Source organism: Stenotrophomonas sp. STK16_22, assembly GCF_051984505.1.
GTDB lineage: Bacteria > Pseudomonadota > Gammaproteobacteria > Xanthomonadales > Xanthomonadaceae > Stenotrophomonas > Stenotrophomonas maltophilia_A.
Genome location: NZ_CP196972.1, coordinates 2961858 through 2983953 on the forward strand (window position 1 = coordinate 2961858; position 22096 = coordinate 2983953).

At 64.4% G+C, this 22096-nt stretch carries 24 protein-coding genes and 1 tRNA gene; 8 read left to right on the forward strand and 17 right to left on the reverse strand.

Annotated features, from left to right (window positions below):
* Positions 1-119: 119 nt before the first annotated feature.
* From ACSYAO_RS13900 to ACSYAO_RS13940, 9 genes are all read right to left on the reverse strand, one after another.
* Positions 120-1802: a DNA primase family protein gene (locus ACSYAO_RS13900; protein WP_149908590.1), complete on the reverse strand. Its 1683-nt coding sequence runs from the start codon at positions 1800-1802 to the stop codon at positions 120-122.
* Between the two features lie 52 nt (positions 1803-1854).
* On the reverse strand, positions 1855-1989 hold the full coding sequence (locus ACSYAO_RS13905) for a ribbon-helix-helix protein, CopG family (protein ID WP_223224649.1): 135 nt from the start codon (positions 1987-1989) through the stop codon (positions 1855-1857).
* Positions 1934-2194: a hypothetical protein gene (locus ACSYAO_RS13910; RefSeq protein WP_149908591.1), complete on the reverse strand. Its 261-nt coding sequence runs from the start codon at positions 2192-2194 to the stop codon at positions 1934-1936. Before ACSYAO_RS13910 ends, ACSYAO_RS13905 begins: the two co-directional genes overlap by 56 nt.
* A 542-nt stretch (positions 2195-2736) precedes the next feature.
* Positions 2737-3579: a hypothetical protein gene (locus ACSYAO_RS13915; RefSeq protein ID WP_049460809.1), complete on the reverse strand. Its 843-nt coding sequence runs from the start codon at positions 3577-3579 to the stop codon at positions 2737-2739.
* Entirely contained in the window at positions 3572-4222 is a 651-nt protein-coding gene (locus ACSYAO_RS13920) for a DNA N-6-adenine-methyltransferase (RefSeq protein ID WP_110712762.1), read from the reverse strand. Before ACSYAO_RS13920 ends, ACSYAO_RS13915 begins: the two co-directional genes overlap by 8 nt.
* A 108-nt stretch (positions 4223-4330) precedes the next feature.
* Positions 4331-4684 carry a hypothetical protein gene (locus ACSYAO_RS13925; protein ID WP_440565785.1) on the reverse strand — a complete coding sequence of 118 codons (354 nt, stop codon included), beginning with the start codon at positions 4682-4684 and terminating at the stop codon, positions 4331-4333.
* 106 nt (positions 4685-4790) lie between these two features.
* Positions 4791-5522 carry a hypothetical protein gene (locus ACSYAO_RS13930; protein ID WP_049460804.1) on the reverse strand — a complete coding sequence of 244 codons (732 nt, stop codon included), beginning with the start codon at positions 5520-5522 and terminating at the stop codon, positions 4791-4793.
* Complete coding sequence (locus ACSYAO_RS13935; RefSeq protein WP_065428842.1) at positions 5522-6991, reverse strand: site-specific integrase; 1470 nt, start codon at positions 6989-6991, stop codon at positions 5522-5524. Before ACSYAO_RS13935 ends, ACSYAO_RS13930 begins: the two co-directional genes overlap by 1 nt.
* A 137-nt stretch (positions 6992-7128) precedes the next feature.
* Positions 7129-7218 (reverse strand) — tRNA-Ser (locus ACSYAO_RS13940).
* A gap of 124 nt (positions 7219-7342) precedes the next feature.
* On the opposite strand from ACSYAO_RS13940, the gene ACSYAO_RS13945 reads away from it, so the two are divergent.
* A complete protein-coding gene (locus ACSYAO_RS13945; protein WP_149908593.1) occupies positions 7343-8413 on the forward strand; it encodes a DUF4241 domain-containing protein in 1071 nt (356 codons plus the stop codon).
* Between the two features lie 81 nt (positions 8414-8494).
* On the opposite strand, the gene ACSYAO_RS13950 is transcribed toward ACSYAO_RS13945, so the two are convergent.
* Positions 8495-9487 carry a LysR family transcriptional regulator gene (locus ACSYAO_RS13950; protein WP_005410175.1) on the reverse strand — a complete coding sequence of 331 codons (993 nt, stop codon included), beginning with the start codon at positions 9485-9487 and terminating at the stop codon, positions 8495-8497.
* Positions 9488-9609: 122 nt separating this feature from the next.
* Here ACSYAO_RS13950 and ACSYAO_RS13955 point away from each other — a divergent pair, with 122 nt between their 5' ends.
* Together ACSYAO_RS13955 and ACSYAO_RS13960 are read left to right on the forward strand one after the other, a co-directional pair.
* Positions 9610-10197, forward strand: coding sequence for an FMN-dependent NADH-azoreductase (locus tag ACSYAO_RS13955; protein ID WP_149908594.1), 588 nt, complete (start codon positions 9610-9612; stop codon positions 10195-10197).
* Positions 10198-10420: 223 nt separating this feature from the next.
* On the forward strand, positions 10421-10771 hold the full coding sequence (locus ACSYAO_RS13960) for a variant SH3 domain-containing protein (RefSeq protein ID WP_049460795.1): 351 nt from the start codon (positions 10421-10423) through the stop codon (positions 10769-10771).
* A gap of 259 nt (positions 10772-11030) precedes the next feature.
* On the opposite strand, the gene serS is transcribed toward ACSYAO_RS13960, so the two are convergent.
* Positions 11031-12311, reverse strand: coding sequence for a serine--tRNA ligase (gene serS / locus ACSYAO_RS13965; protein WP_032129791.1), 1281 nt, complete (start codon positions 12309-12311; stop codon positions 11031-11033).
* A gap of 113 nt (positions 12312-12424) precedes the next feature.
* Between serS and ACSYAO_RS13970 the strand changes: the two genes are divergently transcribed.
* Entirely contained in the window at positions 12425-13063 is a 639-nt protein-coding gene (locus ACSYAO_RS13970) for an energy transducer TonB (protein ID WP_049399657.1), read from the forward strand.
* A 119-nt stretch (positions 13064-13182) separates the two neighbouring features.
* The gene (locus ACSYAO_RS13975; protein WP_049462705.1) at positions 13183-13755 is read left to right on the forward strand and encodes an energy transducer TonB; all 573 of its coding nucleotides are present in this window, start codon (positions 13183-13185) and stop codon (positions 13753-13755) included.
* Positions 13756-14141: 386 nt separating this feature from the next.
* Here ACSYAO_RS13975 and aroA read toward each other — a convergent pair whose 3' ends face one another.
* The 4 genes from aroA to ACSYAO_RS13995 all read right to left on the reverse strand — a co-directional run bounded on the left by aroA (position 14142) and on the right by ACSYAO_RS13995 (position 19128).
* Positions 14142-15449 carry a 3-phosphoshikimate 1-carboxyvinyltransferase gene (aroA, locus tag ACSYAO_RS13980; protein ID WP_049462575.1) on the reverse strand — a complete coding sequence of 436 codons (1308 nt, stop codon included), beginning with the start codon at positions 15447-15449 and terminating at the stop codon, positions 14142-14144.
* A gap of 76 nt (positions 15450-15525) precedes the next feature.
* Complete coding sequence (pheA, locus tag ACSYAO_RS13985; protein WP_014037689.1) at positions 15526-16725, reverse strand: prephenate dehydratase; 1200 nt, start codon at positions 16723-16725, stop codon at positions 15526-15528.
* Positions 16726-16776: 51 nt separating this feature from the next.
* Positions 16777-17862, reverse strand: coding sequence for a 3-phosphoserine/phosphohydroxythreonine transaminase (gene serC / locus ACSYAO_RS13990; RefSeq protein ID WP_049462576.1), 1086 nt, complete (start codon positions 17860-17862; stop codon positions 16777-16779).
* A 459-nt stretch (positions 17863-18321) separates the two neighbouring features.
* Positions 18322-19128: an FHA domain-containing protein gene (locus tag ACSYAO_RS13995; RefSeq protein WP_049463203.1), complete on the reverse strand. Its 807-nt coding sequence runs from the start codon at positions 19126-19128 to the stop codon at positions 18322-18324.
* A gap of 125 nt (positions 19129-19253) precedes the next feature.
* Between ACSYAO_RS13995 and ACSYAO_RS14000 the strand changes: the two genes are divergently transcribed.
* From ACSYAO_RS14000 to ACSYAO_RS14010, 3 genes are all read left to right on the forward strand, one after another.
* Positions 19254-19529 (forward strand): polyhydroxyalkanoic acid system family protein, encoded by a 276-nt coding sequence (locus ACSYAO_RS14000; RefSeq protein ID WP_005417302.1) that lies wholly within the window; start codon positions 19254-19256, stop codon positions 19527-19529.
* 80 nt (positions 19530-19609) lie between these two features.
* Complete coding sequence (locus tag ACSYAO_RS14005) at positions 19610-20101, forward strand: phasin family protein (RefSeq protein WP_049399651.1); 492 nt, start codon at positions 19610-19612, stop codon at positions 20099-20101.
* 237 nt (positions 20102-20338) lie between these two features.
* Positions 20339-21349: a restriction endonuclease gene (locus ACSYAO_RS14010; RefSeq protein WP_049463202.1), complete on the forward strand. Its 1011-nt coding sequence runs from the start codon at positions 20339-20341 to the stop codon at positions 21347-21349.
* 119 nt (positions 21350-21468) lie between these two features.
* On the opposite strand, the gene ACSYAO_RS14015 is transcribed toward ACSYAO_RS14010, so the two are convergent.
* Together ACSYAO_RS14015 and ACSYAO_RS14020 are read right to left on the reverse strand one after the other, a co-directional pair.
* A complete protein-coding gene (locus ACSYAO_RS14015) occupies positions 21469-21861 on the reverse strand; it encodes a type II toxin-antitoxin system HicB family antitoxin (RefSeq protein ID WP_049463201.1) in 393 nt (130 codons plus the stop codon).
* A gap of 13 nt (positions 21862-21874) precedes the next feature.
* On the reverse strand, positions 21875-22051 hold the full coding sequence (locus tag ACSYAO_RS14020; RefSeq protein ID WP_223224646.1) for a type II toxin-antitoxin system HicA family toxin: 177 nt from the start codon (positions 22049-22051) through the stop codon (positions 21875-21877).
* Positions 22052-22096: the final 45 nt, after the last annotated feature.

Below are 22096 nucleotides of genomic sequence, written 5' to 3' on the forward strand. Positions count from 1 at the left end.
CAGGGGGCATCTAGGTCTGGATGAGAGATAGGGCCAACGCTTCCTCCCGCCGTTGACGGCATTCAGTCCCCGCCTCTCTGCAAGCCAGTGAGCCGCAAAACGATTGCTGTGGAACTGGCTCACACAGGCGTTTCCAAATCTGCCATGTCCCGCAGCGGCTTGATGCCAGCAATCCGAATCTCGGCCACACGTGGCTTCTTGCCCCCATGGGAGATTTGGTAGATACCGGCCTCGGGGAACTTCTCGCGAACGCGCTTCCAGAAGTCCTCCGCGTTGACCGGCTTCTTGCCCAGTTCTTCCAACACGTATTGGCGGTAGTCGGCGTAAATGGCCGTCTTGTCGGTGCAAACACCGCTGTCGTAGGAAGCGTCTCGGTCGGCCATGTAGGCCATGGTCGTGTCCGATTCCATTCGGTTCTGCTCGGCCAGCGCCAGCACGGCGTCGGGCAGCTTTTCGGAAAACCCGCCACGCTCCATGAGGCGCAGCGCTCCTTCCAGCACCCAGTCCAGCACCTGGGCCATTTCCTCCTCGCTTTCGGTGATCTGAAGGTAGAAGTCAGGCTCACGCTTCTTTCCATTTCCACCGTTCGCTCCCTCATGGGTCTTCTCACCCATCCGAACATTGAAGGGGATGGCCAGGACCTTTCGCCAGAACCCGTGCTCATGCCCGGAAACCGTGAACCAGGAGTTGACGCTGGCGAACAGGGTGCCGATTGGGAGCGTGGTGTATGCGTCCTTACGCTTGGCCTCGACTTGGATCGGGTCACGGGAAATGAGCGCTTTCAGGACTTCCTGGATGGATGCGGCAAGAACCTTTGGCGTCTCCGTGACAATGTAGGCGCTCTTGCCCACCAGTGGGGCCATGGCGAAGGTTCCGTCCAGCTTCTCCAGACGCAGCGACACGTTGCGGGGGTGAAGGGCGCGCAGGATGTGGAGGAACGTGGATTTGCCATTGCTACCCGACCCGACCAGGAAGAAGGCCTTCTCAAAGCAGATCGACATCAACGAGCTGGCCACCGCCTCCTGAAGGAGTGCACGCACCTCCAGGTCGGGCTGAAAGAGATCCAGGTATTGACCGAACTTCGAGTTGGGATCCAGCGGCTTGGGAGTGTAGTAGCCATCGCCATCAACCTGATCCATCCGCAGCGTGGCAGGGACCTGGTAAGTGATTCCATGCTCCTTGGTGGCCGCGAGGACCCGAATGCGCGTCCTAGACGGCGTCTCGTCGTTTTGAAACAGGAGTGCTTGGCGCGGGCCCAAACTCTGTCCATAGGTCGCAGAGAAAACGTCCTGATCAACGACCTGCTCTCCAACCACCGCTGCGCGAGCACAACGCGGTTCGTCAGGCTTGACGATCTCCAGGTAGCCGCCCTTGAGGGGAACGATGGCCCTGCGATCAGACTTTTTGGGCAACCAGCATTTCCGATCCCCCATCAACTCAAGCACCGCCGTGTTCATGCAACTGGTTGCATGACCTGCGTTCGCCTTGTCCTTGCGCTCCAATCGCAGCCAGGAAAGCGCCTTGGCCGCCATATCCTTCTCCGAGCAACGGTCCCAGTAGCCTTGCTCTGGAAGCCAACGGAAGAAGCTGCAGTCGTCGTCGCCATCCGGCAACTTGCCTCCGATCGCATACTCCTTCGTCGCTTTCAAGTAGTCGGCAAAGTCGGCCTCGAATGCTTGATCGCTCAAGGTTGCCTTGGGCGCTGGTGCTCCAAAAGCTGCCTTGGGGGCTGCATTCCCGCGGAAGGAAAGGACGTTGCTGGGGCGCCCGTTGACACCCGAGGGTGGTGTTGTATCGTTCATGTGTGTGTTGTCCATTTTCGAACCCCGGTTGGCGCCGGGGTTTTTTTGTTGATTACGCGGCCTGCTGGACGCGACTCATCCATTCCACCAGCGCTTGACGCATGGCTTCCGATGAAGTCTTGCCCTGGGCATCAGCCGCCGCTTGAAGCCGCCGCTTGAACGCTCGACTCACCCGCGCCTTCAGCATTTCGTCTCGCGGTTGCGTCGCCTTCTTCGATGTGGGGGAGTTCGTCATTTTTCGTTTCCTGGGTGATGTGGTCCCGTTGTGGCCACAACCCCATCCAAACAGAGCTCACGAACTTGTCCAGATCGACTTCTTGACTAAAACCAATATCTGTCGCCTCAACAGCATTTTTTGCATAAACGAGACGCAATTCACGCTTTTCAGCCAAGGTGTAACAGGTGCTTGTTACACCCCTTGTTACGGCTGAAACCCTGACCAGACAAGGGTTGTCACGGGTGTAACAGGTGTAACAAGTAGATCCATTGATTTTAAAAAAGTGATTGGCCTTGACGCCTAAATCTCTGATGCAGCTGCAAGTAATACCTACCCACCCGTTACACCCGTTACACGCGCCTTCGCCTCTGCAAAGCCATTGAATCCATTGGACAAACTGCCGTAACAAGCACTTGTGACGGGTGTAACGGGTGCTTGTTACGTCTCCGAGAAGATCACTCTTCGCCATCGGCGTCACTCGCGGATGACAAAGAAATTGCCGCACACCCGCACGCAGCTGCCGGTCGCTTCGCGCCGGCTTCTAAAATCTAAAAGCCCGTTTGGAAGTGAATAACTCCGCCTTCGGCGCGATAGCGACAGGCCCGGGTGGGCACCACCGGCGTTAACCGTCACTGGCACCCGGCAAGGGTTGAGCCCTGGGCGAACCGGACGGCAGCTTTGACTGGGACACTGCCCCTATCCGCAACCATTTGCTTGCTACAAATCGTCCCGCACGAGTTCGAACGGGCAATCCTCGCGACACTCCGACGCAAACACCGGCACCAACAGGTGACGCTGAGCGATGATGTCTTTGCATTCCACGTGAACGGCTCCGATGGGGCGCTCCCAGACCAACTGATTGATCAACAGCTGGAGAGCGGTCATTGCAGCGCAGAGCGGATCCCTGTCGTTGGCCGACACCATCAGGTCAATCAACGCGTCCGGATCGTTGGATTGGCTCCAAAGAAGGGCGTGGACACGGGCCAGAAGCAGCGTTCCAGCACCGCAGGTGAAATCGTTGATCAGCGGTTCCTGACACGCATCGCTCAAACCCCTGGGAAGAAACCTCATCGCGCCCTGAGCAAGGGCCCACGGGGTGAAATCCTGGCAATCCCTTTTCTTCTGACCCGATCCCGCCAGCTCGTTGAACACCCACCCCAGGATGCACTCAAACGGCTCAGCGCTTTCGATGGCGGCGATGTAGGCGTCGGCCACCTCTGCCCCCCAATCCCCGTCTTCAAGATCCACGTCGCTGAGCAGGCCCACGTCCATCCAAGGCAACACCGATACCCCCACCCCGTTTTTGCGCTTTTCCAGCTGCTTGTGAACGGCCGCCCTAAGACCGTATGCCACGAATTTGGACATGCGTTCGCGAGGCGAGAGGGCAGGAATGCAGTTGACGGCCTTCACCAGCCGTTTGTAAGCCTGCGCCTTCTTTTGAAGTTCCCGTTCCTCCCATGCCTTCGCAACATTGATTGCGCCATCGCACCCCTCAACCCTGCCTTCCATATCGCTCATCCACTGAAGGATATGGAGGGCTGCTTTGGTCTGGTTACTCATCGTTCGCACTCCCCAGGTTCGCAGTGACCACCTGCGCCACCCGCTGGAGGGCAAAGAACTTCCCGCGCAGCACACCGCTTGCCTGCGCTTGCTGAAGGTGACCGGCTGCGCGCTTGCCGTAACCCACCACCAACGATCCCGACGGCGCTGCCGTGCCGATGGTTCCGTCGGGACGCACAAACTTCAGCCGCCCGCGGGTAAACAGGATCGCCGTCACGTTGGGGTGGGAAAGCACGCAGTTGTGCATCCACCCCGTTTCCATGCTGACCGGCACCAGGGCGATACCGCCGCCGGGGTGGTTGGCCAGCTTGCTCAGCCACTTCTCCATCCCCTTGCCGTAGGGCGGGTTCATCCACACGAACGCTTGCGGGGGCCACGGCGTGAGCAGGCCGTCCTGGCTCGGCGGGATCATTCGGCGGGCCGTGGGTGCCGGCAGCCGCGAAGGGTCTTCGGGCGTGCAAGGATCGAGGTCAAAGCCGCGCCTTCCTCCCAGCGCCTTGACGATGGCAGGCGGGGTATACCAATCCACGCTCGTGTGGGCCTTGTCGCTTGCTTTGTAGCAAACGGAGCTGAGCCGGGTGGGTTTAGCCGCTGCGAGGCGGTTGGCAGTCTTGAACGGCACAACATTGGTTTTGGGTTGCATGAGAGATCTCCAGGCAAAGCTCCGCCAACACGGCTGCGTTGCCGCGTTGAAGGAATGGGTTTTGGGAGTTGGGCTTGAACCAGCCCGAGAGGCGCTGCTGGCGGCGGGTTACCACCAAGAGTTGTAGAACACGTCCCAACCGTCGTTGATCAATGCGCGGGCCTGCGCAATGAAGTCCAGATCTTCTTCAGCTTGATCGGGATCCAATTCATCGAAGAAAAAGCCCACCGTGTGGGGCAGCCGCTCATCGAGGACAGCCTGCTCCAATGCGTCGAGGTCTGCCGCTCCGAGAAACACGCGAACCATGTTGAACTCAAACGGGTTAGAGCACCCCGTCCGTGCACTGTGCAGCCCGAACATCCAGCCGTGGAGGTTGGGATGGCATCGCCACTGAAAGAACACCTGTCCCTCGCACGACGTCTCCTCCTTGCGGATCTTCCCCCCATACATATCAAGGCCCATCTTTTTGCTCCATCGCTCCGACCACCGGGACGTTGGAGTAATCATCCAAATTCAGCGCCACCCAAAATACGGACATTGGAGGCTTCCAATCCGATTCAGGCACTGCTTAGACGCGCTTTCTCTTGAGTGCTAGCGTGTGTTGGGCGGTTTGGTTCAAACGCTCGTCGAGCGCTTGTTCGATCACCCTAGCTCGCGAGGCGTCGAGCTGCTGAGCAAGGTCCCGCAGGCGGCTGGCCTGGGCTTGGGCTGCGTTGTTGAATGCGTCCACCCACTGGCGCTTGACGTCAGGGTTCTGCCATGGCTGGGCGAATGCCTCGGTCAGTGTGCAGACCCGAATCCCAAGCCCGATCTGCGCGCCGAATGCTTGGAGCTGGCGAATTACCGCATCGGTGATCGGTTGGTCAGTCAGTGGCTCCAGGAAGAACTGCTTAGCCTTGGGCCCTTTGGCCACCAGAAACGGCAGTTCGGCAGTAAGGAGTGTATTGATCGTCACACCCCGTTCGCTCAACGGTTTCCAGAGGCCCTTCGCATTGAGTTCGGCAGCCCAGGCCATCAACAGGGTGAGGGTGGTCGAGCGCTTGCGCGCCCCCTTCACCATGAACAACGTCCCCGACGGGGCGTGCTCCTTCAAGAGGTGGTGCAGTTGAGCCGTGCTGATTGCCAACACCCCAGCGGCCTCATTGAAGCTCAGCTCCACGTCCACCGTGGGGCGCAACTTCGCTAGGCGCAGATGGTCTGCAACCTTCTTCTCCATCTGGCCCACGGTTTCGGAGCCAGAGAGTTTGCCGAGAAAGCGGTCGATGGCTCGTCGGTAGGCATCGGCGGCAGTGAGGGCCATTAGTTCGGCTCGCTCCCCTTACGGCCGACCTTTGAAGAGCGCGCGGCAGCATTGCTGCTGCGCCGCCCGACCTTGCGCGCCGGCAGGGTGCGCAGCGCCTCCAGGTCGATTCCGTAATCTAGGACACCCAAAGCTGGCGTTCCTCCGGCACCGTTGAGCTTCTCACTCACCGTAAAGGGCCTGCTGTAAGTCGCGTGGTGTTCGTCGTCCAATTCGTGGCCGACGATTTGGGCTCGCATCTCAGAGGCCACACCGCTGCCCTGCATCTCCTGAATCACGGTCTTTCGGAGACTATGGAAACCACGCTTCGCTTTCGGCCACCCACCACTGTGCTTTTGGAGGTAGTAGCTGAACGCCTTCGATATCCAGTTCCCCGCACCATTCTTCGCCTTACTGTCAGCCTGCGGAAACAATCGCCAGTCCCCGCTCTCCCTTCGTTCGGCGACGTAGTCCAAGAAACCGAGCTTGATCAGGTCGGGATGCAACGGGACGACCCGATTGGAAACATCGGTCTTCAACCGCTGATCCTCCCCCTCATCGGTAAACCGTATGCACGGGATCCCCTCCTCCTCCTTGACGTCGAGGGTGAACAGCTGCCCCACCTCACCCGCCCGGGCTCCCGTATACAGGCCCAACAAAGCCGCCCAGCGCGCTCCCGTTGAAAGCTGCTTGAAGCTATCGGGCGCGAAGAGTTGATGAACCTGATCCAAGGTAAAGGCCTGGAAGCCAAACTTCCTGCGCTTGCGCTTCTCCGCCATCGAAACGCTGACGTGACCTGCGGCGACATTGTCTCCCTTGAGCACATAGCCTGAAGCCATTGCCCAAGTGAAGAATCCTCTCTTTCCTGCGAGGTAGCTCTGGCGATTGTTGAGTGTAGAACGCGTTAACCCGCGCTTGGCCAAATGGTCGTAGAAGCGGGCCATCTCAGGCCGCGTGATGGTATGCAGCTCGCGCTCGGCGCCCAAGAACTCGATCAGCTCTGTCACGGGAAGCAGTTTGATGCCGACCGTTTTGACCTCGATGTCCTCGGCGGCGACTTTGTCCTGCCAGATTCGCTTCGCATCGATGAGGCTGATCGTCTCAGCTGGCAGGGGCTGCGCCGCCGCTGATTCCAACGGGTTTGGCCCAGCCGCCGCCGGAACTGCACCCGCATCACGGAAGTGGAACTTGCCGATTTCTTCCAACGCCTCCATTGCTCGAGCATGGTCGGCCGCATCCGTGGTCCGAAGACGGAAGCCCGGCAAGTCAATTTCATAACGCCTGGAGCCGTTCTCCGCGACGCTGCGGAGAACATCCTCAACCGTGAGTCCCTTCTTGGTCATGCACCCATCCCTGATGGCATCGAATGCTTGAGCATAACGCTGCGCGATGGCCAAGGCAGCCACTCTTGCGCTATACAGGTGGATGCCCAAGGGATGCTTGACGAAAGGTTTGCCGACGATGCCGCGCATGTCCGTCGGAACGCGCATGCGAAACTGGTAACGACCAGTGGAAGAGCGAGTGAGATAGCTTGGTAACCGCATCGGAGTTGTGCCCCGATTTGTGCCCCAAGCCGCCCTTCAAGTCCCTAAAAAATGTCGTTTACAAACAAACACTTACTAAGGATTGGCGGAGAGAGTGGGATTCGAACCCACGGAAGGTTTAACCCTTCGCCGGTTTTCAAGACCGGTGCCTTAAACCGCTCGGCCATCTCTCCAATCGGGTCCCGGTCGCCCGGGCAGCGGCGTATTCTCGCACGTGAAGAGCATTTGCCCAAGACCACCCTTGCCCCCGCCCTTCGCATCCGGCACGGTGGGGTCTTCACTGCAATCGGAGCCCCCATGGCCCATCTCGATCTGGCCAACCTGCGCACCACCCTGCTGGACGACACCCAGCTGGCCGCAGTGGCCCTGCACCGCACTTTCGCCGGGCACCTGCCGGTCAGCAGTGGGCATCTGGTGGTCTGCGATCCGCTGGTCCAGGCCGAGGCGCCCGCGCTGGCCGACTACACCGCCCCGCTGGGCCGGCATCCGGTCGAGATCATCGTGCACAGCGGCCGCCCGGCGCTGGCCGTGGTCTGGTTCAAGCCCCGCGAAGCCCTCACTGCGTCTGCCCTGCACTGGCAGATGGCACGCTGGACCACGCAGGACCTCACTGGACTGGATGAGGACAGCTTCATTGGCTATCCGGTCGACGCCGGCATCGGCTGCTTCATGGATACCAACACTCAGCAGGCACTGCTGGCCCTGATCGAACAGACCGATGGCGACGAAGACAGCGAATGGTCGGATGCGCTGATCGACCATGACGGCCTGGATGAAGGCGCCGAGTACCGCCCCTGGGGCGAGGACTCTCCACACGGCCTGGTCGTATTCACCAGCGGCTGGGGCGACGGCGTCTATCCGAGCTACTGGGCGCTGGATACCTCCGGCATTCCGGTCGCCCTGGTCACCGACTTCCTGTGCATCCAGGGCGGTGACGGGCGCGACGAGCGCGAGATCGCCGACCAGGCCTATCGCGACAGTCTTCCACCCGAAGAAGCTGAAGCGCTGGCACGGCTGGTTGCCGCCGTGGACCGCGACGACCCGGATGCGCTGCGAGAGCTGTTGAAGGATGCGCCACAACGCGCCAACCAGATCGAACCCGGTTGCGGCGGCACCGCCCTGTTCGAGGCGATCCGCCTGGACCGTCCACAGGCACTGCGGGTGCTGCTGCAGGGTGGCGCGTTGCCGGCAATGCCGGAGCGCCTGCACATGAGCAAGGTGACCAGCTACATGGACTACGCCCGCTTCCTGAAGAAGCCACGCAGCGCGGAACTGATGGCGGTGCTGGAAGCGCCAGTCATTGCCGAGCCCAGGCCAGCCGCACCGCCGCGGCGCAGCTTCTGGGACCGGCTGTTCGGCCGGAACTGACCTGGGCCGGAAAGCAGCAACGCCGGGCATGGCCCGGCGCTACCGTTTCACAGATCGGCGGTGCAGTTGCGGCCAGGTGCCTCAGCCCGCATCCACTGCCAACGCGCCCAGCGCACTGGCCTTGATCCGCTCCTTGGCCTTTTCACAGGCGCCACCGCAATCCAGGCGCGAGGCCTCCAGCTGCGGCGGCAAGTGCTCGGCCAGGAAGTCGATGAACACGCGCACCGCCGGCAGCAGGCCGCGGCGCGAGGCGAACACGGCGTGACACACGCCCTGCGGCAGCGACCAGTCCGGCAGCACCACTTCCAGCTCGCCGTTGCGCACGGCATCGGCGCACACGGTTTCCGGCAGCATGGTGATGCCGAAGCCGTCCTTCACCATGCTCTGCAGCAGCGGGAAGTCGAAGCCGGCCACGCGCGGCTGCAGGTCGACCCGGCGCACTTCGCCTTCCGGGCCATGCAGCTCCCAGCGCTGGCGTGCTTCGTCTTCGCTGATGCTTAGGGTGACGTGCTGGGTCAGCTCTTCAGGATCCTTCGGCCGGCCGGCGCGATCCAGGTACTTCGGGCTGGCCACCAGCAGTTCCTGCACCTGTCCGAAGCTGCGCATCACCAGGCTGCCATCGTCGTCCAGGCGCGAGCGCACGCGCAGGGCCACGTCGTAGCCTTCATTGATGATGTCCACGCGGCGGTTGCTGATGTTCAGCTGCAGCCGCACCTTCGGATACTGCTCGAGGAACTTGGGCAGCAGCTTGGGCAGCTGCATCTGCGCCAGCGACACCGGCACGCTGGCGCGCACCACGCCGCGCGGTTCCGCGCTGAGGCGGTCCACCACTTCGCGTGCGGCCTGTGCCTCGGCCAGCATCGTCTGCGCGTGGCGGTGCACGCTGGTGCCGACATCGGTGACGGCGAAACGACGCGTGGAGCGCTGCAGCAGGCGAACGCCCAGATCGGTTTCCAGCTGGCTGATGCGGCGGCTCAGGCGCGACTTGGGGATACCCAGTGCGCGCTCGGCGGCGGCGAATCCGCCATGGTCGACCACCATCGCGAAGTAGTACAGATCATTCAGGTCATGCATGCCCGAGTTCCATATCTAGAACAATACGTGGCATTCAACCACCTTTATCCCGCCTTTGCAACAACCTATCGTTCTCTCCGTCGGCGGCAAGTCCGCCACCTCTCCCGAACATAGGTACTGCCATGAAGCTTCTGCACATCGACGCCAGCGTGCTTGGCGACAACTCCGTCTCCCGCCACCTGACCGCCGCCGTGGTGGCCCAGTTCACTCAGCAGATCGACGGCCTGCAGGTTGATTATCGCGATCTTGACGCCAATCCGGTACCGCATCTGCGCAGCGGATCGCTTGCCAAAACCGACGCTGCCGAAGCCGCCGATGCTGAACAGGTACTCGAGCAGTTCCTGGCGGCCGACATCGTGGTGATCGGCGCGCCGATGTACAACTTCAGCATTCCGTCCACCCTGAAGGCCTGGATCGACCGCGTGGCCGTGGCCGGGCGCACCTTCAAGTACACCGAGAACGGCCCGGTCGGCCTGGCCGGTGGCAAGCGGGTGATCATCGCCAGCAGCCGTGGCGGCATCTACACCGATTCGCCCGCGGACTTCCAGGAGCCGTTCCTGCGCCAGACGTTTGCCTTCTGGGGCATCAACGATGTCGAGTTCGTACGCGCCGAAGGCATCGCCTACTCGCCGCAGCACCGCGAAGACGCCATTGCCGGCGCACTGGCTGCGCTGCCGTCGCACGAAGCGGCCGAGGCCGCCGCGGCGTAATGCGTTCCAGCGTTCGGCGCCACTCTCTCCTCGTCTGGGCGCTGAACGCGGGCCGGGATCCCCTCCCCCATCCCGGCCCCCCCTGGCGGCCCCGCTTTGCGGGGCCGTTTTTTTGTGGCGTATGGACTGAGCGCTATGTCATCCACGCGTGGCGTGGCTCTACCGCGCGTGCGCGTGGATACGCTGCCATGCGCGACGCTCACCAGAACGTTAGGCTGGGGCGATGAATTACATCGTGACCACTGCACACCGCAGCGAATTTCCGCACCCGATCACCCTGCGCCGTGGCCAGGCGCTGGTGGTGGGCGAACGTTATGAAGGGCCTGAAGGCTGGGAAGACTGGTTCCTGTGCGAGGCAGAGGGCCAGCAGCCGGGATTCGTGCCCGCGCCGGTGATCGGCCGCGACGCGCAGGGTGGCGCATTTGCCACGGAAGACTACTGTGCGCGCGAACTGGATGTGGATCCCGGGCAGCTGCTGCGTGGCGAGCGCACGCTCAATGGCTGGGCGTGGTGCGTGCCGGAGACGGGCGAACCGGGCTGGGTGCCGTTGGAGAAGGTGCGGGTTGTGGAGTGATCACGGTGGCTCATCCACGCATGGCGTGGATGTAGCCCGCATTGTAGATCCACGCCATGCGTGGATACGGTGCCATGCAAGCATGGCACCCACCAGAGCCGCAGCAGTGCCATGCAAGCATGGCACCCACCAGAGCCGCAGCAGTGCCATGCAAGCATGGCACCCACCAGATCCAGAGCAGTGCCATGCAAGCATGGCACCCACCAGAGCCAGAGCAAGTGCCATGCAAGCATGGCACCCACCCCACCCCATCAGGCTATCAGCCGATGGTTTCCAGGCCACCCATGTACGGGCGCAGGGCCTCCGGCACGGTGATGCTGCCGTCGGCGTTCTGGTAGTTCTCCATCACCGCGATCATCGCGCGGCCCACCGCCACGCCCGAACCGTTCAGGGTATGCGCCAGTTCCGGCTTGCCGGTGGCCGGGTTGCGCCAGCGGGCCTGCATGCGGCGGGCCTGGAAGTCACCACAGTTCGAGCACGAGGAGATCTCGCGGTAGGTCTCCTGCGACGGCAGCCAGACTTCCAGGTCGTAGGTCTTCACCGCCGAGAAGCCCATGTCGCCGGTGCACAGCAGCACCTTGCGGTACGGCAGGCCCAGCTTTTCCAGCACCACTTCGGCGCAACGGGTCATGCGCTGGTGTTCGGCGTCGCTGTCTTCCGGGCGGCTGATCGAGACCAGCTCGACCTTCTCGAACTGGTGCTGGCGGATCATGCCGCGCACGTCGCGGCCACCGCTGCCGGCCTCGGCACGGAAGCACATCGAGTGGGCGGTCATGCGCAGCGGCAGGCGCTCGGCATCGACGATCTCATCGCGCACGATGTTGGTCAGCGGTACTTCCGAGGTCGGGATCAGGTAGCGCGTGGAATCGCCCACGGCGGTCTTGAACAGGTCGTCCTCGAACTTCGGCAGCTGGCTGGTGCCGCGCAGCGAATCGGCGTTGACCAGCAGCGGCACGTTGGTTTCCTCGTAGCCGTGCTCACCGGTGTGCAGGTCGACCATGAACTGGGCCAGCGCACGGTGCAGGCGCGCGATCGGGCCACGCAGCACAGTGAAGCGCGAGCCGGACAGCTTGGCGGCGGTCTCGCCGTCCAGCCAGCCATTGCGGGCGCCCAGCTCGACGTGATCGAGCACCTTGAAATCGAACTGGCGCGGGGTGCCCCAGCGCGCCTGCTCGACATTGTCGTTCTCGTCGGCACCGGCCGGCACGTCATCGGCCGGCAGGTTCGGAATGCCCATCGAAATGGCATCGATCTTCTCGCGCAGCTCGTCCAACGCCACTTCCGAAGCCTTCAGCTCGTCGGCGAAGGCGGCGACCTCGGCCATGATGGCCGAGACGTCCTCGCCCTTCGCCTTGGCCTGGCCGATGGCCTTGGAACGGCTGTTGCGCAGGCTCTGCAGCTCCTGGGTCCGCACCTGGATGCGCTTGCGATCAGCCTCCAGGGACTCCAGGGCAGACACGTCGAGCTCGAAGCCGCGGCTGGTGCGCAGGCGTTCGGCGAGGTCGGCGGGCTGGTGGCGGAGCAGGGCTGGATCAAGCATGGCAGGTGTCGTGGTGGGTATCAGGGATGGGATTATCGCTTGTTATACGGATTTCTGCCGCCCGGTTCATTCCCGGCGTGGCAGAATCGGGCTATTCCGTACTGGTCCGGTCCATGTCTGCACCCCGCTCGTCGTCCGCCAAGTCGTTCACTGTGCATATCCCGCGCAACGCCCTGAAGATCGCCGGCATCGCCTTCGGCGTGGGCGTGCTGCTGTTCGTGCTGGTCTGGCTGACCGGCCGTGACAAGGAGTTCTTCCGCGCCGACCCGGCCGCACAGACCCCGCAGGAAACCGCCCAGGTCGAGCCCCTGCCGGAACCCTTGGCCGCTGCGGCCGGTTCCAGCGACATGCCTGACGCCAAGCCGGCACCGGTGGAGGAAGAAGCGCCGAAGCTGGTCGAAACCGCTCCGCCGCCACCCGCCCCGATCGCCGAGCCGGCCCCGGCCGCCCCGGGCGCTGCGCCGGCTGCGACCAGCAACAGCCAGCCGATGCCGATTGCCGGCCAGTCGCCGCCGCCGTCGTACCCCGCCGCCGCCCTGCGCGCCGGGGAAACCGGCACCGTGGTGGTACGCGTGGACGTGGACGCCACCGGCTATCCCAACAACGCCACGGTGATCCAGCGCAGTGGTTCACGCGACCTCGACCGTGCCGCCACCGACGCGGTGCGCCGCTGGCGTTTCACCCCGGCACAGAGCAATGGCCAGGCCGTGCCCGGCAGCATTGAAGTACCGTTCGACTTCAAGACGCAGTAACTGAACGCTTCCCGGCAGGCAAACTGAACCCTGCCGGTGGCGTTGACGCAGCGCTGACACTTCCCGTCCATGGCTCGGGCAACACTTCCCACGTCGTCAGTTGACGGAAGGAGTTTGCGATGACTGCCACCACCCACGAAGACCTTCATTCGCCGCAGCTGCAGCAGGATTCGAGCGTGCAGCACAAGCCCACGTCGCCCTGGATGTGGATCGCGCTGATTGTGGCGATGTTTGCGGCCGCCCTGCTGTGGCTGCGCCATTCCAACCAGGAGGATGTGGCGCCGGCACCGGTCGGTGAGCGCATGTTGCCCGCCCCTGAGCAAGCTGCGGTGACTGATGCAGCAACACCTGCAACGCGCCAGGCTGCCCCTGCCCCCAGCCAGCACAAGGCCGCACCGGCGATACGTAATCGCGAAGCACGCCCGCTGGCCAGCAACCGCATGCCCACCTACCCCGCTGCCGCACTGCGCAGTGGCGTGCAGGGCAGCGTGATCGCCAGCCTGAATGTCGATACCCGTGGCAATGTCGCCAACGCTGCGATTGTTTCGCGCAGCGGCGAGCGCAGCCGCGACCTGGACCGTGCGGTGCTGAACACCGTGCAGAACTGGAAGTTCCAGCCTGCGGTGCATGACGGCCGCGCAGTAGCAAGCGTGGTGCGGGTCCCGGTGGATTTCCGTACCGAGCAGCGTTGATCGCGGACGAGGGGTTCGTGATGTTTCGACGGAGGCTTCGGCCTCCGTCTTTTTATGCGGAAAGGCGTGCCGACCAAGGTCGGCACCTACCGGGCGATATGAGCGTGCCGACCAAGGTCGGCACCTACCGGGTGAGGTGAGCGTGCCAACCAAGGTTGGCACCTACCGGGCGATATGAGCGTGCCGACCAAGGTCGGCACCTACCGGGTGATGTGAGCGAGCCGACCAAGGTCGGCACCTACCGGGTGATGTGAGCGTGCCAACCAAGGTTGGCACCTACCGGGTGATGTGAGCGTGCCAACCAAGGTTGGCACCTACCGGGTGATGTGAGCGTGCCAACCAAGGTTGGCACCCACCGGGTTACGTCATCTGCCGGGCGTGGCCGCTCAGGCCAGGTTGAACCCGGCGCTGCGCGCCAGGCCATCGAAGTCCGGGAAGGAGGTGGCGACGTTGGCGATATCGTTGATGCGCACTTCGCCGTCACTGATCTGGCCGGCGATGGCGAAGGCCATGGCGATGCGATGGTCGCCGTGGCTTTCGATGGTGCCACTGCCCAGGCGCACACCGCCGTGCAGGGTGGCGCCGTCTTCGGTTTCATCCACCTGCATGCCCAGCGCGCGCAGGCCGGTGGCCATCGCAGCAAGGCGGTCGGACTCCTTCACCCGCAGCTCGGCCGCACCGCTCACCACGGTCTGGCCTTCGGCGGCCGCAGCGGCCACGAACAGCGCCGGGAACTCGTCGATCATGTCCGGCACCAGTGCTTCCGGAATGCGTGCGCCCTTCAACTGAGCGTAGCGCACAACCAGATCCGCCACCGGCTCACCGCCCTGCTCGGCCGGATTTTCTTCGGTGATGTCCGCCCCCATCAGGCGCAGCGCGTGCAGCAGGCCGGTGCGGCGCGGGTTCAGGCCAACCTGCTTCAGGCGCAGCTCGGAGCCGGGAATGATACTGGCCGCAACCAGATAGAACGCGGCCGAAGAGAAGTCCGCCGGCACCACGATGTCAGTCGCGCGCAGGCGCTGGCCACCACGCAGGCGTGCCTTGCCGGGCGAGAATTCGATGTCCACGCCGAACGCGGACAGCATGCGCTCGGTGTAGTCGCGGGTCGGGTGCGGTTCGGTCACCTGGGTTTCGCCCTGCGCGTACAGGCCGGCCAGCAGCACCGCCGACTTGATCTGCGCGCTGGCCACCGGCGAGGCGAAGTCGATGCCGTGCAGCGTTTGGCCGCCATGCACGTGCAACGGCGGCGTGCCATCGCTTTCAGTGTCGATCTTCGCGCCCATCTGCGACAGCGGGCCGGTCACGCGGCGCATCGGGCGGCCGGACAGCGACTCATCGCCGATCAGCGTGCAGTCGAACGCCTGGCCCGCCAGCAGGCCGGCCAGCAGGCGCATGCCGGTACCGGCGTTGCCGCAGTCCAGCGGCGCATCCGGCGCCTTCAGGCCGTCGATGCCGACGCCGTGCACGATGCGCTGCGACGGGCTGGGGGTTTCGATGCGCACGCCCAGCTGGCCGAAGATGCGCGCAGTGGCGCGGGTGTCCTCGCCTTCCAGGAAACCTTCGATATGCGAGGTGCCATCGGCCAGCGCGGCGAACATCACCGAGCGGTGCGAGACCGACTTGTCGCCGGGAATGGTCAGGCTGCCCTGCAGCGGCTGGCCCTTGCGGGCGATCCAGTGTTGCGCGTTGCTCATCGTTCGATCATTCCGTAAACGCCGGCAGCGCCGGCGATGCATCAGGGAGCGGCGGCCGTGGCCGCCGCGGCAGCACTCAGGGAACGGCCACCGGATAGGAGCCCAGCACCTTGATCTGCGCCGAGTGCGCTTCCAGTTCGGCCAGCGCGGCCTGCATCGGCGCATCGTCGATGTGGCCGGCCAGGTCGATGAAGAAGCCGTATTCCCACTTGCCGTGGTGCGACGGCCGCGACTCGATGCGGTTCATGCTGATGCCGTGGCGGGCGAACGGGCTGAGCACGTCGAACAGCGCACCAGGCTTGTCGTGGATGAACACCAGCACCGAGGTGCGGTCGTGGCCGGAGGTCGGGAAGATGTTGCGGCCCACCACCAGGAAGCGGGTGGTGTTGTCGGCGTCGTTCTGGATCGGCTTGGTGACCACCTTCTTCAGGCCGTAAACATGGCCGGCACTCTCGCCACCGATGGCCGCTGCGTCGTCGGCGTTGCGCGCACGGCGCGCACCTTCGGCATTGCTCGAGACCGGAATCTTCTCGGCCTTGGGCAGGTTGGCGCGCAGCCACGCCGAGGTCTGCATGAACGACTGCGGATGCGCGTAGATGCGCTCGATGTCCTCGATGCGGCCGCTGCGCGACATCAGGTACTGCTGCACGCGCAGTTCCACCTCGCCACAGATCTTCAGGTTGGAGGTCAAGAACATGTCCAGGGTGATCTGGATGGTGCCCTGCCCCGAATTTTCCACCGGCACCACGCCGAAATCGGCGTTGCCCGCTTCCACTTCCTGGAACACTTCTTCGATGCTGGCCATCGGCAGGCCCAGCGCCGAGCGGCCGAAGTGCTTGAGCACGGCCTGCTGGCTGAAGGTGCCTTCCGGGCCGAGGTAGCCGATCTTCAGCGGCTCCTGCTGGGCCAGGCAGGCCGACATGATCTCGCGATAGACATGCACCAGCAGCTCATCACTGAGCGGGCCTTCGTTGCGGTCCACCACCATGCGCAGCACCTGCGCTTCGCGCTCAGGGCGGTAGTAGTCGACGGCGGCGGCGAGCTTGCCCTTGGCCTTGCCGACCTGGTGGGCGAAGCGGGCGCGCTCGGCGATCAGGCTCTGGATGTCGCGGTCGATCTGGTCGATCTTCGAGCGCACATCGGCCAGCGCCAGCGGCGCCAGGGTGGGTGCCGGGTTCGACGCGGCCTTGGCCTTGCCCTTCGCCTTGGTGGGCGCGCTGTCCTTGGCCGGTTCAGCCTTCTTCGGCGCCTTCTTGCTGGATTTGCTGCTTGCCATCGGAGTTCCTTGTTGCGGGGCACGCACCCGACGGTGCGCGCCGTTCATTGCTCAACCGTGACGCTGCTGGAAATCGGCCATGAAGGCGACCAGCGCCTCGGCCCCGGCCAGCGGCATGGCGTTGTACAGCGAGGCGCGGATGCCCCCGACCACCTTGTGCCCCTTCAGCGCCAGCAGGCCGGCGGCCCTGGCTTCGGCGACGAAACGCGCATCAAGCTCGGCATTGGGCAGGAAGAACGGGATGTTCATCCGCGAGCGTGCCGGGTGTGCGACCTCGTTGCGGTAGAAGCCCCCGGAACCATCGATGGCGCCGTATACCAACGCGGCCTTGGCGGCATTGCGCTTGGCGAACTCGGCCACGCCGCCCTCGGCCAGCATCCACTTGAACACCAGGCCGGCCAGATACCAGTTCCAGGTGGGCGGCGTGTTGAGCATCGAGTCGCGAGCGACGTGCGAGCGGTAATCGAAGATGTCCGCCCGCGGCTGGCCGCTGCGCTCCAGCAGATCGCGGCGGATGATCATCACCGCGATGCCGACCGGACCGAGGTTCTTCTGAGCGCCGGCGTAGATCACGCCATAGCGGCGCACATCCAGCGGTTCGCTGGCGATGGACGAACTGAAGTCGGCGATCAGCGGGACGTTTCCGGTATCGGGTACATCACGGAACTCGACACCGTGGATGGTCTCGTTGGCGGTGAGGTGCACGTAGGCGGCGTCGGGCGACAGCTGCCAGTCGGCGCGCGGCGGCAGCGTGCGGTAACCATCGGCCTCGCTGCTGGCGGCGATGTTGACATCAACGTAGACACCGGCCTGCTTGACCGCCGTCTTGCCCCAGTGACCACTGACCACGTAATCGGCACGCTGGCCGGGGGTGGCGAAGTTGAGCGGGATCAGCGCCTGCTGGGTGGTGGCACCACCGGACAGGAACAGCACCGCATAGTCTTCGGGGATATCGAGCAGTCGACGCAGGTCGGCCTCGGCCTCGGCGGCCACGGACATGAACTCCGCACCGCGATGGCTCATTTCCACGATCGAGGCACCGGTACCGTGCCAGTCCAGCATTTCCGCCTGCGCCTGGCGCAGGACCGATTCCGGCAAGGTCGCAGGGCCGGCACTGAAGTTGAACGCGCGCGTCATGTCACACCTGTGGGGCAAGACCCCTAGTATGCCGCAGTGCACCAGCCTTGCGGCCTTGTGGCGCAAGGGAAATTTGGTTTCATTGGAATCCATTGGCCGCCAGCAAGGCGCCGGTAGTCGCCAACCTTGGTCGGCGTACGCCGTCAGGCGTCATGCCCACCGAAGGAGCGTGCCGACCAAGGTCGGCACCTACCAGAGCGGATCCAGCGGACTCAGGCCAGGAGCAATGCCCCGGTAGTCGCCGACCTTGGTCGGCGTACGCCGTCAGGCGTCATCCCCGCCGAAGGAGCGTGCCGACCAAGGTCGGCACCTACCAGAGCGGATCCAGCGGACTCAGGCCAGGAGCAATGCCCCGGTAGTCGCCGACCTTGGTCGGCGTACGCCGTCAGGCGTCATCCCCGCCGAAGGAGCGTGCCGACCAAGGTCGGCACCTACCAGAGCGGATACGGCCGGTTCAGATCAGCGCGCGCCGAACCAGAGAAGCAGGCTGAGCAGTGCGGCCAGCAGCAGCGCACTCACCAGCAGCCACGGCCAGCGCCGGACCTTGCGCGGCGCGGCCGGCAGCACCGGCGCCTTCTCGGCGTCCTGGCTGGACTCGTCTTCATCCGGCAGCGGGCGCCGGCGCGGGTCATGCGGCACTTCCAGCACGAACCGGTGCTGGCCATCGAACACCACCTGGTCGCCTGCCTGCAGCCAGCAGTGGCGCACGGCCACGCCATTGACCCGTGTGCCATCGGCACTGCCCAGGTCACGCAACAGCACGCGCTCGCCATGCACTTCCACGCGGGCGTGCTGTTCGGCGAAGGCCGGCTCATTGATCTCGATGTCAGCGTCGCCACCGCGGCCGATCAGGCGGGACCGCGACAGCGTGAAGCTGCGGCCATGGTGCAGGCCACCGACACCGCGCAGCAGGCGCTGCTGCTCATTGGTGCCGTCACCGCTGTTCGGTGCGGGGGCCTGCAGCAGGCTCTCCACCTCGCCCTGCAGGACCATTTCCACGCCGTCCACATACACCGCATCGCCCGCACGCAGCAGCGCCATGCGCCGCACCGGGCGACCGTTCACATGAATGCCGCGGATACCGTTGCCGACCTGCAGCCAGAGGCCGCGATCATCCACGCAGAACTGTGCCAGCAGCAGGGCTCCGTGGCCGGCGTCGCCGAGCCTCACACTGCCATTGGCCTGGCGCACGATGCGTTGCACCCCGGGCCGCAGCGGCTGGTCGGGCTGTTGTTGTTGGCTGAAGTGAACAAGCAGGTTCTGCACGCGGCGCAGCCTAGCAGGTTGGTCGCCAACGAAGAAGAACCCACGATGAGTGCTTGGCGCGAAGGCCCTCGATGCGCACAATGCTCGCCCTCATTGATCATCCCCGCTTTGCGCCAGGAGCCTGCATGTCCACCATCGATGTCCGCCACGCCCACGCCCTGCCCGATGCACAGGCGCGCGCCGCGATCGAACAGGTCGCCGCCAAGCTGTCCGAGCGCTTCGGCCTGAAGTCGTCCTGGACTGCCGACGTACTGAATTTCTCCGGCAGTGGCGTGGACGGCGCGATCGAACTGCAGCCGGGCGCCGTGCGCGTCACGGCCAAGCTGGGCTTCCTGCTGTCGGCGATGAAGGGCATGGTCGAAGGCGAGATCCAGCGCGTGCTGAAGGAAAAGCTGGGCTGAACCCCGGCGGCGGCCATCACGGCCGTGCAACGCCAGCGCGCGCTACTCTCGGGGCAGGCCCAACTCCCACGGGAAGTGCGATGAACCACTACGAGAACGACGACCGCCGCAACGACGACGCCTCTTTCGGTGACCAGGCCGAGCGCTTCTCGCGCAAGCTGAGTGACTCGGCGCAGCAGGTCTGGTTGGCCGGCCTGGGCGCCCTGGGCCGTGCACAGGCCGAAGGCAGCCGCTTCTTCGACGGCCTGGTGAAGGAAGGCGAAGCCTGGGAAGCCCGCCGCCGTGAACGCAACGGCGAACAGGGCCCGGGCTGGCGCGACAACGTTGAAACGTCGCTGGACGAGGCCCGCGAGAAGGCTTCCGGTACCTGGAACAAGGTCGAAAAGGCGTTCGACGACCAGGTGCAGGGCGTACTCAAGCGCCTGCACGTGCCCACCGCCGACGAGGTGACTGCGCTGGAGGCGCGCATCGACGCACTGCAGGCACGCCTGGCCAAGCTGGAGAATCGCGACGCCTCGGGCGCTGATGCACCTGCACCGGGCAGCCATCAGTCGCCAGGCAGCGTGCCCTGACCGACCATTGTTGCAATGCAATAAATTTTGATTGACAATCGCGAGCAACCCGCCAATCGCTTCGGCTGCCGTTTGTTCCCTCCCCTCACGGCTTCAGGATTGGCGGGTTTTTCGTGCCCGCCGTATACCGATCTGCGCGCGCCATCACGTTTCCTGTCAGGAACCTCCTGACCCAGCGATGCGGCACGACCTTTACACTGTCGTCCTCCGCATTCGCCCCTTCCGCGCACCTCCTGCATGCTCCCTTGGATCCTGGCCCTGCTGTCGGCCCTGCTTACCTGTTCCCTGGCCGTTGTCTATCTGTGGTGGATCAAGCGGCGGCAGAAGGAGATGCAACTCGGCCTGCAGGCCTTGGCTGGCATGCACTGGCGCGAATTCTCAGTGCTGGTCAAACGCATGCTGCGCGAACAGCGCGGCCTGCGTGAACTGAACGACCCGGCCGAGGAGTCCCGCGAGCCGAGCAGCGACTTCCTGCTCAGCGATGGTCCCAACCAGTGGCTGGTGTCCTGCAAGCACGGCCTGGCCTACCGCATCGGCACCGCCGCGGTGAACGAACTGGGCGCGGCCGCGCGCCTGGCCGGCGCCAAGGGCGGCGTGCTGCTGACCGAGGGCCGGATCGAACGCGACGGCCGCAGCGCCGCCGAGAAGCAGGCCGTCGAGGTGCTGGACGGCCCGCGCCTGTGGCCGTTGCTGCAGCCCTATCTGCCGGCAGAAATCGAAACCCGTGTGCGCGCCAGTGCCCGCCATGAAGCCCTGCGCCGCATTGCCATAGCCGCGCTCGCCGCGGTGACGCTGGGCCTGCTGGTGGGACTGAGCCTGCAAGGGCTGCATGTGCAGGACGCTCCGCCCGTTGCCGAGGAGACGGGCGCCCCCGCGCCGGTTGCGCCTGCGGTTGAAGCGGCGCCCGAACCGGCGCCGGCCCCCGCCACCACGCCGCCGGCCACGCTGCCTGCGCCGGCCACACCCTCAACCGATGCGCGCAGCAATCCCAACCCGGATGCCGCCACGCTGGAGCGCTTCCAGGCCGATCTGTCCCGTGCCTTGGCCGGCAAACCCGGCATCGCCAGCGGTGTCTGGCTGACCCGGCAGACGCTGGCGATCAACCGTACCGGCGAGCTGGACGCGGTGTGGCCGCAGGTCTGCGAGGAAGTGCTGCACTACCCCGCCCTGCGTAACGTGCGCATCCAGCTCAACGCCCGCCCTGGCGTGGATGAGCCCGTACGCTGGCGGCAGTGCGCTACGTATTGATTGGGGTGTCTGTAGATCCACGCCATGCGTGGATGCCTCTGTAGCGTCGAGCCACGCTCGACTCATCGCGCATCGCGCCAACAGCAGCCGAGATGGGCTCGGCTCTACATGGCGCCCGCTCAGCCCAATGCTGCGAGATGGGCGATGTAACTGGAGCGCGATTCACCTGCCGCTCTGGCCTGCGCATCCAGCCTCGCCAGGATCCGGCGTGGCAGGCTGATATTGACCCGCTCGATGGTGTCGTCCAGCAGGGCCGGATCAATGCAGATGTACGCAAGAATCCAACGGATGTCCTTGGATGCCTCGGCGGCGATTTTCTGTGGCGCGGAAGGTGTCGGAATCGAGCGCCCGTCATCCAGGGCCGCATCAATCCAGGAGAGCGCAGCCTCCTCGGCAGCGCTGAGCGCATCCTCAAGCGTGTCGGCCGCCGAGAAGCACCCCGGCAGATCCGGAACGACTACACCCCACGCGGTGCGCTCATCGCCTGCCTCGATCAAGACTGGATATCGCATGGGCCCTCCTACGTCAGTCCTGCGAGCTTCCGCAACGCCTGCACCAGCCCTTCCCCAGATCCTTCCTTGGGTGAGGCACGGTGATGATGTGGGGGTGCTGCGGGTGCACGAATACATGATGGGATCCGCGAATCCGGCGACAGGTCCAACCTGCCGCCTCCAGATCCCGGATGAGGTCCCTGCTCTTCATACGGGGACGATACACATCGTACACACGCCTCGACAGAGTTCAAGG